Below are 13,876 nucleotides of genomic sequence, written 5' to 3'. Positions count from 1 at the left end.
TCACCCCAATTCCTTACAGGCGCCAGTAAGTCAGCCCCAGCGCCTCTTCTTCTTCAGCAGGATACAGGCCCTTGACGTCAACCAGGACCCGGTCCTTATTTGCCAGCTCTTTTTTGTAAAAACTATTCAGATCCAGCTTTTTAAACTCGTCATGAGCCACGGCAATGACCAGACCGTCCAAATCCTTCATCTCGCTCATATCCGTCAAATCGATCCCATACTTTTGCTTGATGTCCCGGGGACTTGCATGCGGATCTGCCACCAAAACCTGGACTCCATATTCTTCCAGGCCCTTGACGATATCAGCCGCCTTGCTGTTTCTGGCGTCAGCTACGTTTTCTTTAAAAGTGATCCCCAACAGGCCGACCCGGGCTCCCTTGACCGGCCGGCCAGTCAATGCCAGCAATTTGATGGTTTTTTCGACCAAAAAGCCCGCCACCCGGTTGTTGATCTCCCGGCTCATCCGCAAAAGACTGGCATCGGCATTGTATCTATCTGCCTGCTGGATCAAATAGTAGGGGTCCACCCCGATGCAGTGGCCGCCGACGAGGCCCGGCTGAAAGCCCAGGGCATTCCACTTGCTGTTCATCCCCTTGAGGACTTCCTGGGTATCCAGGCCCAATTTGTCAAAAATCGCCGTGCATTCATTCATAAAGGCAATATTGACATCTCTTTGGCTGTTTTCCGTCACCTTGATAGCTTCCGCTGCCTTAATTGAGGAAACCGGCACCGTCTCTTCGATGACCAGGTCATAGACTTCCTTGACCGTTTGGCAGGTCTCCTGGTCCATGCCGGAAACGATCTTTTTGATATTGGTCAGGTGGTGCTGGCGGTCACCAGGGTTGATTCTTTCCGGCGAATAGGCGATTTTAAAATCTTGACAAATTTTCATGCCGCTGGCTTTTTCCAAAATCGGCCCGCAAAAGTCTTCCGTCATGCCCGGATACACAGTTGATTCATAAACAACGACCGCTCCTTTTTGCAAATTCCGGCCAACTGTTTGACTGGCTCCTTTTAAAGGCCGGAGGTCAGGCTCATTGTCCTCGTAGACCGGGGTCGGGACCGCGATGATCACAAAATCGGCTTCTTTGATCCGCTTTTCATCGCTGGTAAAGTCGATCCCGCTTTGGCTGACGTCGCCCATTGAATGGGTCGGGTCTGCCCCCTTCCGGTAAGCCATAAGCTTATCCTCATTAATGTCAAAGCCGATCACCGGCACTTTTTTGGCAAATTCCACCGCCAGCGGCAGGCCGACGTAACCCAGGCCCACCACGCAGAGCTTGCCCTGTCCTTTGGTCAGTTTGTCAAAAATCCTCATTATTCCAAGTCCCTCTCTTTTCTCTAATTGCTTTCCTTCGCTCTTTGCCGAGAATAAGCTGCCGTATACTGGTCAACCCGGGCAAAGCTGTAGCCCGCTTTTTTCCAGATGGGAATCATGATGTCCAAAACCTGGGCGGTATACTTGGCATTTTCCAGCATGTGCATGACGATCACGCTGCCGTTTGTCACCTGGTAGTCATTGTCATCCTTGCCCGACCCGTATTTCAGGTCATGCAAGTACTTCTGGAAGCTGGTCTGCTCATAGTCATTGGTTGAAACGTCGCCGGAAACCGCGTACTGGAAGCCGACGTCAAAGACCGCCTCCAGGCCCTTTTTGGAAACTTCCAGAGTTGGCGGCCGGAAGTCCAGGGACAGGGCCTTTTTCCCAGCAACCTGGACGTTACCGACATACTTGTTCAGTTTCTGGTAAGACTGAGCCAGGTCTTCGCGCATGGCCGCGGTCTCCTTAGCCGTCAAATTGCGGTAGCTGCCCTTTTGGCTAGCCGCCAGGGGCCAGTGCGAGTTGGAGTGGCTGGCGATTTCATGACCATCAGCCGCGATTGCCCGCAGCAGGTTGGGATTTTTGTCCACGTTTTCGGTCAAGACGAAGAAGGTTGCCTTGACATGATGCTTTTTCAAAACATACAGGATCTTATTGATGGATTCGTCGCTGCCCCAGTCGTCAAAAGTCAAAAAGAGAACGCGGTCGTTTGTCAAACGGCCAACTTGATCCAGGCGGTTAGTTTCCCAGTAGTCAAAGCCCGGCATCTTGACCGGGGAGGTGACAAAATTGCTGCCAACATAGTGCTGCTCCAGATAAGCAAACTCCCGCCAATAAGGCTTCAGTTTGGTCAAGTTCCGCTTGTCTGCCTCTACCAGCTGGCTCTTTTTGTCGTTAAAGCTGTAGCAGTCTTTAGAAGCCTTAAGCTGGCTGACCGTTTTCAATTTGTAGCGGCTGGCAGCTTCTATCTTTTTGCCCCGGGGATGATAGGCAATGGCATCCAACTTGTCTTTCAGCAGGTCTTGCACCATCTGCCCCATGACGGTTTTCTCCCCCTTTTGCCGGACCTGGTCCGCCTCATAATAGCCCAGGTTGATTCCTTCAATTGCCCCCCGGTTAAAACGGAGCTTGGCAACTTCCTGCCGGTTTTTAGCCAGGCTGGAAAAAGTGCTGTCCTGGCTCTTGGCCTTGATCAAGGCCTGCTTGGGGGCAATGGCCGTCAGCTTGGCCGCCTTGATAGCTTCTAAGACTTCGGCCTTGGACTTTTTGCCAGAAACGACCACTAATTTTGGCTGGTAATTAAAGCGCCATTGGCAGTATTCGAGGCAATTGTGCAAGTACTGGCTGGCTCCCTTGAAAGTAGCTGGAAAAGCCTTGCTCTCCTGGTAAACCAGGGCCAATTCATGCCCCTCTTTTAAAAGCTGCTCAATAGTCAAGGCCTCATCTTGGAGTTCGCCAAAAGAAGCAGCGAAAGTCGCGGCCCCATCCCGGTCCTTGACGATTTGCCCCACTTCCTGGTCAACTGCTGAGTGGCTGAGATTGGTCAAAAGCAAAGACAGGGCCGGCTCAGTCGTCAGCACTTGCGTAAGCGGCTGATCTTTTTGCCCTTGGTTCTCCTTGCGCATTTTAGCTATTTCCTGCTGACTGAGGGCCTTGATAGCAGGATTTTTGACTAAGCTGGCCAGGGTCGTGAAAGAGTAGCCAGCTTTCTTGCCCTGCTTGGCAAAAGCGGCCATTTTACCTGCTTGTCCTGCCTTGAAAAAGATATAGCGGCCGGGTTTCAGCTCTTTAGCTGAATTTTCCGCAACCGGGGTGAGGTCGGTCTGCCAGCAGGCCCGTCTGACGGCGCTGGTCTGGTCGCTCTTTTTCAAAACGTAAGCTGCTGGCTTGGAAGTTTTCGCGAGTCGCTCTTGCCCATTTTTCAAAGTCTGATAAGCCGTCCAATTATTTGTTAAAGCAGTCTGGCTGGCCAGCTGCAGGTCATAGCCAGCTTCCTTGATCTGCTTAATCAATGCATCTGGCGTTTTTTCATCGCTTAAAAATGTTGCCGGGATTCCTGCTTTAACCAATACTTTTTTAAATTTCCGGTAGCTGCTCTCCTGATGCAGCGGCCCAATCACCAAGGCCACTTCTTGCTTATTGGTCAAAGAATAGCGGTAAAGCGTGGCTTGCTGGTCATCGTCAGCCAGCTGGGCCTTGATATAGCTGGAGGACTTAACCGGCTTGAGGCTGCTTAAAGGCTGGCAGGGAATTTTTTCTTCTTTTAAGTCTTGCAAAAGCAAGCGGACGACCTGGTCGATTTCCAGCTCCTTCTTGCTTTTCTTCTGCTGGTCAGCCAGCTGGGCCTGCTTGTCCAGGGCCGGTTTAGCGACCTTGACAGCTGGCTCCTGGTGGACAGGCCCCTTTAAGCCGGCCAGGTTGACCACGATGATCCGCTGGCCGGACAATTGCTGGACATAGTTCTTGACTTGACTTTCCTTGGTAAAAGTCTGCCGGTCAAGCAAGTCAGAATTTTCCGGGCAAACCAGGGCCTCGTAGCCGCAAGTAGCAGCCGCCTTGGCCAAGTAGTCAGCTTTGCCAGGCAAATAGAGCAGCTTGATCTCTTGCCTGCTTTCAGCTTCCAGACTCTTTTTGGCCAGTTGCAGTTTGGGCAGCAAGACTTCGGCTGCCTGGCTGCCTTCTGTTCCCATAATCCCGCTGCCGATCAGCTGCTGGCGGCTTTTTACCAGGTCTTTGATCATCACGTCGTTTTCCCGCGCCCGGGCGGCTGGCAGGGCAAAAGCTGCCGAAACGCCAGCTTTTTTGAGGTAATCCAGAATTTTTTCATTTGTTTCCTGGCTGTCGGTTAAACCAGCAAAGACCAGAACAGCGGACCGCTTCTTCGCGGCAGTTTGGCTGGTAAGAAGGTCAGCGGGCTGAGCCGCCTCATATTTTGCCAGCAGCTTGGCTGAAGCCTTCCCGCTCTTCAGCTCTTTTGTGCCGTCCACCTTGACGTCCACCTGCCGACTGAGGCGGGCTACTTGCACGGCCCGGTAGGTCAGCCAGCCGGCTAAGACCACTGCTATAGCAATAACGATGGTCAAGATCCCCCAGCCGGTCTTGTCCAGCTTTCTCTTTTTCCTTGCTTCCTTGCGCATTTTTCAATCCCCCATTTTATTTTTTGAAAAAATTGCATTCGCTTCAGTCATTCTTATTAGTTAATCGCACTTCTATATATTATTCTAATCCATATTGTATTATGTATACAGCGCTAACAAGGGTAATATCATTTTTGTTTAAAATAGATTTATTTCTTTTGGGTTATCAAAAGTCCTATTTAATCTGTTTAAGAATTATTTGCCGGCGTGGACAAGGGAGCCTTTACTGTCTAAAATAAAAGGGATGAAAATCCAAGAACGAAATAACGGAGGGTGTCATGAAAAAGAAAGTTCTCTTGATTGCCTTTGCTGCCCTGGCTCTGACCGCCTGCTCCAGCAAAAAGACCACGACAGACAGCGAAAGCGCCAAGAAGGCAGCGAGCTCAATTTCCAGCTCAAATGTCGTCAAGCAGACCAGCAACAAAATTAATCTCACTAATTACAAGAAGATCAAGGTCGTTGAAAAGACCGGGTCCACCCCCAGCCAGGTAACTGACCTCCTGGGCCGGGAAGCTGACGCCAAGAGCAAGGCCAACACCAGCAAGCTGAAGGCCACCATTTACACTTGGGAAGGGGTCCAAAACGGCAGCGCCGGCTCCAACCTGGCCGTTGAATTCGCCAACGGGGTGGCGATCGCCAAGCAGATTTCCGGCCTTGTAGTCAACCGGTCCAAAAAGATTACGCCAAAAGACTACAAGTCCCTCAAGAAGGGGATGACCCAAGAAGAAGTCGAAGCCATTGTCGGCAAGCCCAATGGCTACTCAGAATCCGACTATTCCAATTCTGAAGTCGTCCTCTGGCTCTATACCAGTGGCCTCAAGAGCGACGGGCAAGCCAACTTCTACGTTACCTTCCAGAAAAACAAGCTGGTCGCCAAAAAAGCCCATAACTTTAACTAAAGCAAAAGAGCTCCCGAATACCGGGAGCTCTTTTTGGACCTAAAAAATAAAATAGAGATAGAAAGTATGGAGTAGAAGTAAGGAATAAAAGATAAAGTAGAAAATTGAAAAGGAGAAGGAAAAACAGAAAACAAAAAAGCAAGCATTCCTGCTTGCTTAAGTCATGCCCACTAAAGGAGTCGAACCTTCACTCTGTTGCCAGAACAGCGACCTGAACGCTGCGCGTCTGCCAATTCCGCCAAGTGGGCTTTCCGATGACAATATTTATAATAGCAAAAGTTTTCGGAAAAGGGAAGGGCTTTTTACAAAAAACTTGTCTTAATTACTTCCCCGCTGGACCAGGCACTGACCTTTCCGCTTTTTTCCAGCAAGAGCCGGCCCTGGTCGTCAAAGCCGGCGCAAATGCCGGAGATGGTCCGCCCAGCGATTTTCAAAGTAACCACCCGGCCAGGCAAGATGCTCAATTCCCGGTAGCGGGGCAGAAAATCCTGCCGGCGGCCTGCCCGGCAAATGACACAGGCCAAATCATCTGCCAAAAGCGGATCAAAATCCCCCGCGGCCAAGAGGCGGCCGGCCTGGGGCAGATTGGCCGGAAGTTCCGAGCCCAAGTTAAGGCCCAGACCGACTACTATCCCGCCTGCCACCTGCTCAGTCAGAATGCCGCCAACTTTTTTCCCCTGGAAATAGAGATCATTGGGCCACTTAAGGCCGATTTCCAGTCCATACCTGGCCCGTAAAAAATCGGCTGCTGCCGTCCCCACCGCCAGGGTCAGCAAGGGATTCTCTTGCTTTTCCAGGCAAACTGACAGATAAAGGCCATTTTTAGGCGAATAAAAGGCTCGCCCCTGCTTGCCATAGCCTTTCGTCTGTTCAATTGCACTAACGGCAAAAGGCGGCTTTTTCTTTTTGAGCAGCTCCTTGGCCAAATCCTGCGTAGAAGGCAAGACTGGATAGCTGTATATCTCCATCACTGCCTCCTAGGACAGGTGAACGCCCTTGTCAACATAGATGATGTCGCCAGTCAGGCCGCTGGACAGGTCGCTGAGCAAGAAAGCACAGCAGTTGCCCAGTTCTTCCAGGCTCACATTGACCCCGTCAACCGTCAAGGACCGGGACTGTTCTAAGAGTTCCTTGTGCCCGCCAATCCCCGTTACGGCCAAAGTCTTCATGGCCCCGGCGGAAATCGCGTTGACCCGGCTGCCAGTCTTGCCCAGGTCCCGGGCCAGGTAGCGGACGGAACTTCCCAAAGCCGCCTTGGCAATCCCCATCGTATTGTAGTTGGTAATGGCTCTTTCCGACCCGATAAAGGTCAAGGTAACGATTGAAGCCTTAGGGGCCAAAAGTTCCTTTTCCTGGGCGGCCTTGGCCACGGCAATCAAGGAATAGCTGGAAATGTTTTGAGCAGTCAGGTAGCCTTCCCGGCTGGAATTAAGGATGGACCCTTCCAGTTCGTTTTTCGGGGCAAAAGCCACCGCATGGACCAAGCCGTCGATCTGGCCAAACTTTTCTTTCACTTGGTCAAAAGCCGCGTCAATGCTCTCATCGCTGGCTACATCGCATTCAACCAATTTGTCTGCCGCTATCCCCAGCTTGAGCAGGCTCTTTTCCAGGCGGTCATTTTGGTAGCTGTAGACCACTTCCCCGCCCTGGGCCTTGATTTGCTCAGCGCAGCCCCAGGCAATGGACCGCTTGTTGGCCACGCCCATTACCAAAAACTTTTTTCCAGCTAAAATTCCTGCCATCTTCTTCACCTAAAACTTTCTGAAACGTTCATAGCGCCGGTTGAGCAGACTGCTAGCCGGCAGCTTTTGCAATTTTGCTAATTCTTCTTCTAAGACCCGGGCAATTTCCCGGCATTGGGCATCCTTGCTGCCCTCTTGCTTGATCACGCCCTCAATCACCTGCCCCTTTAAGAGGGATTCCGGCGTCAGGCCCAAGAGCTCAGCTGCTTCAGCCGCCCGGCCCGCGTCCTTCCACAGGATAGAGGCAAAGCCTTCAGGAGACAGGACCGAATACATGGAATTTTCCAGCATCCAGACCTCATCCCCGCAGGCCAAAGCTAAAGCACCGCCAGACCCGCCTTCACCGAAAATCACGCTGATAATTGGCGTTTCGGCCTGGCCAATATCTGTCAGACACTGGGCAATCGCCTGCCCCTGGCCGGCATATTCAGCTTCTTTGCCGGGAAAAGCCCCGGCGGTATCGATAAAAAGGAGCACCGGCCGCTTAAAGCGGGCCGCGTCTTTGACCAAGCGGGCAGCTTTCCGGTAGCCGGCTGGTTCCGGCTGGCCAAAGTGCTTGGCCAGGCGTTCTTCCAGCTTATGCCCCCGGCTGGTTGTGATCACCGTCACCGGTTGACCGGCAAAAAGGCCGATCCCGCCCACGATAGCCGGGTCATCTGCCCCCTGCCGGTCACCGTGCAGCTCAATAAAGTCGCTGAACAAGTGACTTCGCAGATAGTGGGCCGACAATTTGTCGCTGGCCCGGGCTGCCCGGACCGTTTCCATTGCATCAGTCATCCTGCATCCCTCCGTACTTTAACAGCCAGGCCAGGGTCTCTTTTTCTTCCTGCCGCAAAACGATCCGGTCGATAAAGCCGTGCTTTAAAACAGTTTCTGCCCGCTGGGCATCTTTTGGCAGCTTCTCATGGATGGTCTGCTCAATCACCCGGCGGCCGGCAAAGGCCACCATGGCGTGGGCTTCAGCCAAAGTAATGTCGCCTTCACTGGCAAAGCTGGCCGTCACCCCGCCGGTAGTCGGATCGGTCAAAACGACCAGGTATAAAAGGCCCGCTGCCTTATGCCGGTTAACGGCGTTAACCACTTTAGCCATCTGCATCAAAGAGTAGATCCCTTCCTGCATCCGGGCCCCGCCGCTGGCCGTGAAGACTACGACCGGCAGCTGTTTCTCGGTAGCTGCTTCAATGAGCCGAGTCAGTTTTTCCCCGGTCATCTGGCCCAAAGAGCCCATGATAAAAAAGGGATCCATGATGGCCAGGGCCGTCTTCTGTCCGCCAATGCTAGCCAGGCCAGTCCAAACCGCTTCATTTAAGCCGGTCTTTTTCTTTCCGCTGGCAACTTTTGCCTCATAACTTGGAAAATGCAGGGGGTCGCTGGGTTTAATGTCCCCAAACCACTCTTCACTTTCCTCGCAGAGCCAGGCCAGGCGCTCTTTAGCGGTCAAGCGGAAGCCGTAGTCGCAGTCCGGGCAGGTCTTGTACTTGTCCAGGCGGCTGGCGAAAAATTCCAGTCCGCAATTTGGGCACCGCTGCATCAAACCACTCGGCACTAAGTCTTCCGCCCTTTTATTGGCCTTGACGTGCCGCTCAGAGATCGTGTTTCTTTTTTTAAACAGCCTCATGCTTGTCTACCTGTTCCTTCCAGCGGGGCAAAAATTCCCTCTCCAAATAAGTATTGGTAAAAGTGCCCTGCTTAAATTCCGGATCGTCCAAGATGGCCAGGTGAAAGTCCTGGTTGGTCTTGACCCCCCGGATCACCAGCTCCTTTAAAAGCCGCCGCATCCGGGCAACGGCTTCCTGCCGGCTGCTGCCTAAGGCAATAATTTTGGCCAGCATGGAATCGTAAAATGGCGAAACCACCATGCCTTGGTAAAGGGCGGAATCGATCCGCATGCCCGGGTTGCCGACTGGCAAAAAGAGGTAGTCGACCTGGCCGGTTGACGGCATGAAATCCCTGCTGGAATCTTCAGCGTTGATCCGGCATTCGATAGCGTGGCCCTTAAAGCTCAAGTCTTCCTGCTTAAAAGGCAATTTTTCCCCGGCCGCGACCAGGATCTGGGCCTTGACCAGGTCAACCCCGGTAACCATTTCCGTCACCGTGTGTTCAACCTGCAGGCGAGTGTTCATTTCCATAAAGTAGAAATTATGGTCCTGGTCCATCAAAAATTCAATCGTCCCCGTATTCAGATAATCAGCTGCTTCAGCAGCCCGGACAGCGATCTGCCCCAGCTTTTCCCGCTCAGCTTTACTGATCAGCTCACAAGGGCTCTCCTCAATCACCTTTTGCTTGCGCCGCTGCAGGCTGCAGTCTCTTTCCGGGAAGTAAACGCAGTTGCCAAACCTGTCCCGGATAACCTGGACCTCGATGTGCTTGACCTTGGTCAAGACCTTTTCCAGATACATCTGGTCATTGCCAAAATCCAGCCGAGCTTCGTTTTGAGCCAGGTCAAAAGCATCAGCCATTTCACCAGGCTCCTTGACCTGCCGGATCCCCTTGCCGCCTCCGCCGGCTGCGGCCTTCAGCAAGACCGGATAACCGACTTCTTCAGCAACCTTTTTGCCTTCTTCTGGCGACTTGATAAAGTCCCGGCTGCCCGGGGTAACCGGCACCTTGTGCTCGATCATCAGCTGGCGGGCATGTTCCTTGTTGCCCATCTGGTCGATGGTTTCCGCCTTTGGCCCGATAAAAGTCAAGCCACAGGCCGCGCAGAGGCTGGCAAATTCTGCGCTTTCTGACAAAAAGCCATAGCCCGGGTGGATGGCCTGGGCCCCGGTCCCAGTAGCCGCGGAAATGATGTTTTTGATGTTCAAGTAGGAGTCGCTGGGGCGGCTTCCGCCCACGCAGACTGCTTCATCAGCCAGCTGGACATGGAGGCTGTCTCGGTCAGCTACTGAATAGATAGCGACGGACTTGATGCCCATTTCCTTAAGGGTCCGGATGATGCGGACCGCGGCTTCGCCCCGGTTGGCGACCAAAACTTTGTCAAACATTTTTCTCACCTGAAATCATGAAGGTCAATTCCGCCGTGCAGGCCTTTTTCCCATCGACCCAGGCAATTCCCTGCCCCAGGCCGATATGGCCCTTAACCTTTTCCAAAGTCACTTCCAGCTTAACCTGGTCGCCCGGCTTGACCATTTGGCGGAACTTGGCATTTTTGATGCCGCCAAAATATGCGGTCTGCCCCTTGAAGCGGTCATCGCTCAAGAGCGCCACCGCCCCGGTTTGGGCCAGGGATTCCACGAGCAAGACCCCGGGCAGGACAGGATTTCCCGGGAAATGTCCCTGGAAAACTGCCTCATTAATTGTCACGTTGCGGATGGCCACCGCCCTTTCGCCAGGAAGCAGGTCAATAACCTTGTCAATCAAGAGCATGGGATAGCGGTGGGGGATGATCTCCTGAATTTGGCTGGAATCCAAAACTGTCATGCTAGGCCTCCTCAATCAAAAAGAGCGTTTGCTCGCATTCGACCAAATCTTCATTTTCCACGCAGACTTCCTTGACGGTGCCGGAAACATCGCTCTTGATTTCCGTCATCATTTTCATGGCTTCCACGATGCAGACGGTTTGGCCGGCCTTGACTTGGTCGCCTGCTTTGACAAAAGCTGGCTTGTCCGGGGCAGGCTGCAGGTAAATCGTCCCGACTAGAGGCGACTTGATGGCATGGCCAGATTCAGCTATTTCTCTTTGAACAATTTCTGCCGCTTCAGCTTTTTTGGCTGGCGCAGGAGCAGGACTTTCAGCTTTTTTGGCTGGCAAAACCGTTTCTGCTTCTGTCTTTTGCGTGTACTCATTTTTGCTCAGAAAAAGTTCCGCATTATCCAAGCTCAGCTTCATTTCCCGGATGCTGGACTTTTCAAACTTGTCCAGCAGTCTTTCAACATCTGTTATTTCCAAAATCAAGCCCACTTTCTAAAAGCTAATACGGCATTGTGGCCGCCAAAGCCAAAGGAATTGCTCAAGGCAAACTCAACGTCTTGTTCCTGCTCGCCCGCTTTAACCAGCTTGACCGGGCATTCCGGGTCCTGGTCAAAGCAGCCGACATTAGCCGGCAAAATTCCTTTTTGCAGGCTGGCGCAGGTGATGACGGCTTCAACCGCTCCCGCGGCCCCTAAGAGGTGACCGGTCATCCCCTTGGTTGAGGAAACCAGGACCTGGTCGCCAAAGACTTCATGAATCGCCTTGGCTTCCCCGCTGTCGTTGGCCTTAGTCGCCGTCCCGTGGGCATTGATGTAGCCGACTTGGTCCGGCTTGATGCCAGCTTCTTCAACTGCCAGCCGCATGGCTCTGGCCGCTCCCTCGCCTTTTGGATCAGGACTGGTGATGTGGTAGGCATCGCTGGTCGCCCCGTAGCCGACTACTTCAGCCAAAATCTTGGCGCCCCGCTTTTGGGCATGGTCCAGGCTTTCCAGGATCAAGGCCCCGGCCCCTTCACCTAAGACAAAGCCATGCCGGTTTTGGTCAAAAGGCAAAGATGCCTCTAAAGGGTCAGTGCTGGTTGACAGGGCGGTTAAAGCCGCAAAGCCGGAGATCGCCGTTTCATTGACGCTGGCTTCGCTGGCCCCGGTAATCATGACCTCAGCCCGGCCTTCCTTGATCTGCCGGTAGGCTTCCCCGATGGAGTTGGTCCCGCTGGCGCAGGCCGTGACGATGGAAGTCGAGATATTTTTGGCATTGAAGCGGATGGAAATGTTGCCGGCTGCCATGTTGGCGATCGCCATCGGGATGAAGAAAGGTGAAATCCGCTTTGGCCCCTTGTCATGCATCTTGATGACCTGTTCTTCAATCGTGGTCAGGCCCCCGATCCCTGAGCCAAAAATTACGCCCATCTCTTCCGCCTTCACCGTTTCCGGCGTGAGGCCAGCCATATCGTAGGCTTCCTGGCAGGCCTGGATGGCGTATTGGGAATACAGGTCCATCCGCTTGCCGTTTTTCTTGCCGACGACCTGGCTGACGTCAAAATCATCGATTTCTCCGGCCACGCTGATGCCGGTCTCACTGGCATCAAACTTCTTGATCGGCTTGATGCCGACCACGCCATTTAAAGTATTTTCAACAAAAGCCTGGCAGCCATTGCCGTTCGGGCTGACTGCCCCCATGCCTGTAACTACTACTCGCATATCTTCTCCTTAAATGGTCATTCCCCCGTCAACGACCAGGGTCTGGCCGGTAACATAGTCGTTTTCCGCCAAAAAGACTGCCGCCTGGGCAACTTCTTCCGCCTTGCCGAAGCGGGCCAAAGGGATCTGGCTAAGCGCCTGCTCTTTGACCTCATCTGGCAAGACAGCAGTCATCTGGCTGGCAATCATCCCCGGCGCGATCGCGTTCACGCGGACGCCCCGCCCGGCGGCTTCCCTTGCCGCGGTTTGGGTCAAGGCAATCACGCCGGCTTTAGACGCCGCGTAATTTGCCTGGCCTGCATTGCCGTGCAGGCCAACGATGCTGGCCATATTGATAATGGCTCCGGACCGCTTTTTCAGCATTTTCTTCAAGGCCTTCTGGGTCACCATAAAAGTTGACCGCAAGTTGACCTTGAGCACCTGGTCAAAGTCGGCCAGCTTCATCCCGATCATAATCTGGTCGCGGGTGATGCCGGCATTGTTAACCACGATGTCGATGTCGCCGATTTCTTTAAAAAGCCGCTTGACCGCGCCTTCGTCACTGACGTCGGCGGAAAAGTACTGGTAGTCTGCCCCGATTTTTTCCAGCTGGTCAGCAATTTCCTCCGGCAATTCCGGCCGCCGACCGTTTAAGAAAAGCTGGCAGCCCTTTTTAGCAAAAGCTAAAGCAACAGCTGCCCCGATCCCTTGCGTTGACCCGGTCACCAGGACACGTTTATTTTGTAAATCCATTCTGCCCCTCCTCTACAAACTGCTGGTATTCATCCAGACTCCCGATCTGCCAGGTCTTCAGGCCCTTGTCCGCCTGCTTGGCAAAAGCTGACAGGGCGTGACCTGGCCCGACTTCCAGGCTGGCCGTCATGCCTAAGTCCAGCAAGCCTTTGACGCAGGCGGCAAAATGAGTTGGCGCCATCAACTGAACTTCCAGGATTTCGGCCAAGTCTTCTTTGACAAAAGGCTGGCTAGTGGTATTGCTGATGACTGGGTAAGTACCAGCATTGAAAGTCTCAGCCTCCAGTCGCTGGCCCATTTTTCGGCTGGCTGCCTGGTAAAGCGGAGTGTGGAAAGCTCCGGCAACATCCAAGGGAATTGCTCTTTTGGCCAGCTTAAGGTCAGCGATTTCTGCCCCAAGCTCTGGCAGAAGCTGCTTTTCTCCGGCAACAACGACCTGCTTGGGTGAATTGTAGTTGGCCAGGTAAACAGCTTGGCCGGCAGCTTGCTTTTTCTGCAAAAAATCTTCCAGGCCTGGAATATCTGGCTTGGTCAAAGCCAGCATCCCGCTGGCCGTCTTTTCTGAATCAAGCTGCATGTATTCGCCCCGGTCAGCGACCAGGGCCAGTCCTGCCGGCCAGCTTAAAAAGCCGCTGGCTAAGAGCGCCCCGTATTCGCCTAAGGAGAGGCCGGCCAGGCCGCAAATAGGCAGGTCCAAGTCCCGGGTAAGCATGCGCCAGATCCCGTTTTCAAAGGCGACTAAAGCCGGCTGCACATATCTGGTTTCATCCAGCTGGCCGCGGTCATTTTTCCAGATTTCCGGCAAGTCCAAGCCGCATGCCTGACTGGCCTGGTCAATCGTTTCTTTAAACAGGGGGTCGCTCAGAAAGTCCAGGCCCATCCCGGCCTGCTGGGCCCCTTGGCCAGCAAAGAGAATTCCGAATTTCATGG

General features: G+C 53.3%; 13 protein-coding genes and 1 tRNA gene. 1 reads left to right on the top strand and 13 read right to left on the bottom strand.

The features are described from left to right. Nucleotides 1-13 precede the first annotated feature (13 nt). The gene (locus ACYVUU_RS04510; protein ID WP_484500088.1) at nucleotides 14-1,318 is read right to left on the bottom strand and encodes a nucleotide sugar dehydrogenase; all 1,305 of its coding nucleotides are present in this window, start codon (nucleotides 1,316-1,318) and stop codon (nucleotides 14-16) included. Nucleotides 1,319-1,341: 23 nt separating this feature from the next. Continuing rightward, nucleotides 1,342-4,458: a polysaccharide deacetylase family protein gene (locus ACYVUU_RS04505; RefSeq protein ID WP_484500087.1), complete on the bottom strand. Its 3,117-nt coding sequence runs from the start codon at nucleotides 4,456-4,458 to the stop codon at nucleotides 1,342-1,344. A 278-nt stretch (nucleotides 4,459-4,736) separates the two neighbouring features. Here ACYVUU_RS04505 and ACYVUU_RS04500 point away from each other — a divergent pair, with 278 nt between their 5' ends. Continuing rightward, nucleotides 4,737-5,357, top strand: coding sequence for a DUF3862 domain-containing protein (locus ACYVUU_RS04500; RefSeq protein ID WP_484500086.1), 621 nt, complete (start codon nucleotides 4,737-4,739; stop codon nucleotides 5,355-5,357). 164 nt (nucleotides 5,358-5,521) lie between these two features. On the opposite strand, the gene ACYVUU_RS04495 is transcribed toward ACYVUU_RS04500, so the two are convergent. From ACYVUU_RS04495 to ACYVUU_RS04445, 11 genes are all read right to left on the bottom strand, one after another. Beyond that, nucleotides 5,522-5,605: transfer RNA gene (locus ACYVUU_RS04495), tRNA-Leu, on the bottom strand. Between the two features lie 54 nt (nucleotides 5,606-5,659). Beyond that, nucleotides 5,660-6,325: a biotin--[acetyl-CoA-carboxylase] ligase gene (locus tag ACYVUU_RS04490; RefSeq protein ID WP_484500085.1), complete on the bottom strand. Its 666-nt coding sequence runs from the start codon at nucleotides 6,323-6,325 to the stop codon at nucleotides 5,660-5,662. Between the two features lie 9 nt (nucleotides 6,326-6,334). Beyond that, nucleotides 6,335-7,099, bottom strand: coding sequence for an enoyl-ACP reductase FabI (gene fabI / locus ACYVUU_RS04485; RefSeq protein WP_484500084.1), 765 nt, complete (start codon nucleotides 7,097-7,099; stop codon nucleotides 6,335-6,337). Nucleotides 7,100-7,108: 9 nt separating this feature from the next. Then, nucleotides 7,109-7,876 (bottom strand): carboxyltransferase subunit alpha, encoded by a 768-nt coding sequence (accA, locus tag ACYVUU_RS04480; protein ID WP_484500083.1) that lies wholly within the window; start codon nucleotides 7,874-7,876, stop codon nucleotides 7,109-7,111. Continuing rightward, on the bottom strand, nucleotides 7,869-8,717 hold the full coding sequence (locus ACYVUU_RS04475; RefSeq protein WP_484500082.1) for an acetyl-CoA carboxylase carboxyltransferase subunit beta: 849 nt from the start codon (nucleotides 8,715-8,717) through the stop codon (nucleotides 7,869-7,871). The genes accA and ACYVUU_RS04475 overlap by 8 nt, the downstream gene beginning before the upstream one ends. Further along, nucleotides 8,704-10,086: an acetyl-CoA carboxylase biotin carboxylase subunit gene (gene accC / locus ACYVUU_RS04470; RefSeq protein WP_484500081.1), complete on the bottom strand. Its 1,383-nt coding sequence runs from the start codon at nucleotides 10,084-10,086 to the stop codon at nucleotides 8,704-8,706. The genes ACYVUU_RS04475 and accC overlap by 14 nt, the downstream gene beginning before the upstream one ends. Further along, nucleotides 10,079-10,522 (bottom strand): 3-hydroxyacyl-ACP dehydratase FabZ, encoded by a 444-nt coding sequence (fabZ, locus tag ACYVUU_RS04465; protein WP_484500080.1) that lies wholly within the window; start codon nucleotides 10,520-10,522, stop codon nucleotides 10,079-10,081. Before fabZ ends, accC begins: the two co-directional genes overlap by 8 nt. Nucleotide 10,523: 1 nt before the next feature. Then, entirely contained in the window at nucleotides 10,524-10,991 is a 468-nt protein-coding gene (gene accB, locus ACYVUU_RS04460; protein ID WP_439774817.1) for an acetyl-CoA carboxylase biotin carboxyl carrier protein, read from the bottom strand. A gap of 2 nt (nucleotides 10,992-10,993) precedes the next feature. Then, nucleotides 10,994-12,214, bottom strand: coding sequence for a beta-ketoacyl-ACP synthase II (gene fabF, locus ACYVUU_RS04455; RefSeq protein ID WP_484500079.1), 1,221 nt, complete (start codon nucleotides 12,212-12,214; stop codon nucleotides 10,994-10,996). A 9-nt stretch (nucleotides 12,215-12,223) separates the two neighbouring features. Further along, the gene (locus ACYVUU_RS04450) at nucleotides 12,224-12,946 is read right to left on the bottom strand and encodes a 3-oxoacyl-ACP reductase family protein (protein WP_484500077.1); all 723 of its coding nucleotides are present in this window, start codon (nucleotides 12,944-12,946) and stop codon (nucleotides 12,224-12,226) included. After that, nucleotides 12,930-13,874: an ACP S-malonyltransferase gene (locus ACYVUU_RS04445; protein ID WP_484500076.1), complete on the bottom strand. Its 945-nt coding sequence runs from the start codon at nucleotides 13,872-13,874 to the stop codon at nucleotides 12,930-12,932. The genes ACYVUU_RS04450 and ACYVUU_RS04445 overlap by 17 nt, the downstream gene beginning before the upstream one ends. Between the last annotated feature and the right edge of the window lie 2 nt (nucleotides 13,875-13,876).

The organism is Lactobacillus sp. WILCCON 0058, assembly GCF_057198005.1.
The sequence above is the reverse complement of the archived record's forward strand: the minus strand, read 5'-3'. Positions and strand labels throughout refer to the sequence as shown.